This is a genomic window from Xenorhabdus beddingii (genome assembly GCF_002127545.1).
Classification (GTDB): domain Bacteria; phylum Pseudomonadota; class Gammaproteobacteria; order Enterobacterales; family Enterobacteriaceae; genus Xenorhabdus; species Xenorhabdus beddingii.
Genome location: NZ_MUBK01000119.1, coordinates 1 through 1,079 on the forward strand (window position 1 = coordinate 1; position 1,079 = coordinate 1,079).

General features: G+C 47.5%; 1 protein-coding gene. It reads right to left on the bottom strand.

Annotated features, from left to right (window positions below; translation table 11 throughout):
- Positions 1–6 precede the first annotated feature (6 nt).
- The gene (locus tag Xbed_RS18750; RefSeq protein ID WP_086114312.1) at positions 7–981 is read right to left on the bottom strand and encodes an IS30 family transposase; all 975 of its coding nucleotides are present in this window, start codon (positions 979–981) and stop codon (positions 7–9) included.
- Between the last annotated feature and the right edge of the window lie 98 nt (positions 982–1,079).

The window sequence follows — 1,079 nt, forward strand, 5'->3', positions numbered from 1 at the left end:
GCTGGATTAACACAATAAGTGCAATGTGCGCCCCGTATAGGCTTCGATGGGGGTTAGCCCATTTAAAACCTTTCTTGGTGTCATATTTAATCTTAATTCCAATTCACTGATCTCTGGCTCCTCCAGTGAACCAAAAGCCGTTCCCTTGGGCCATTGACGACGAACTAAACCATTTGTGTTTTCATTCGTTCCTCGCTGATAACTGGCATAAGGTTGGGCAAAATAGATTTTTGCCTTTGTTGATTGGCTGACTTTCTCATGTTGAGCAAATTCGCCACCGTTATCCAGCGTGATCGTATGAACCTGCGAAACTCGATTCAGTAAGCTATTCATCACATCAGAAACCCTCTCTGCGGTTTTATCCGGCGTTTTTGCCATTAATAACAAGCGACTTTTACGATCAACCAGGGTCACCAAATAGGCATCCTTCCCATATATCGTATCGCCTTCAAAATCCCCGACGCGGGTGCGCTTCTCAACGACAGCCGGCCGCTGGCTGATATCCACCCGATTTGGGATCAGGCTACGCCCTGCTTTACGCTTCCCGCCTTTCCAGCGCCTTTTACCAAAGCGGGGCAAACGCTGATAAAGGAAACCGCCTGCACGCCGATCTTCGTGGATACGCCGATAAATCGTTGTATGACTTAGCATTATCACTGGGCACTCCAGACGCATTCTGGCGTGGATATTCTCCGGTGACCAGCCCATGGATAACCCCTCAGCCAGAATATGTTGATGTCGGGGATGCTGTTTACTGAACTTTAAAGCCGTCTTTTTTCGCTTCTCTTTCAACGCATCAGCGGACTCCGCGCAATAGAGCCCCTCAAGCGTATTACGTTTCAGTTCGCGTGAAACGGTACTCGGATGAACACCGAGAGCTTCAGCTATCTGATATTGAGGAAATCTCTTGTTATACAGGGCTTGAAGCTGATATCTTTGTCCCCGAGTCAACTGTCGGTACTGTCTGGTTTGTTTATGCATATCAGGCCATGATTTCGGGTGTGAGAGCCGTGAAATGTATCACAGTTGACTCACGCCTTTTAATATTCCGCCTGTTGCACTTAATATGTTAACTCAGC

Excerpts from the sequence above, each read along its gene's own strand:
- Xbed_RS18750 (WP_086114312.1), bottom strand. The coding sequence starts at position 981 with ATGCATAAACAAACCAGACAGTACCGACAGTTGACTCGGGGACAAAGA.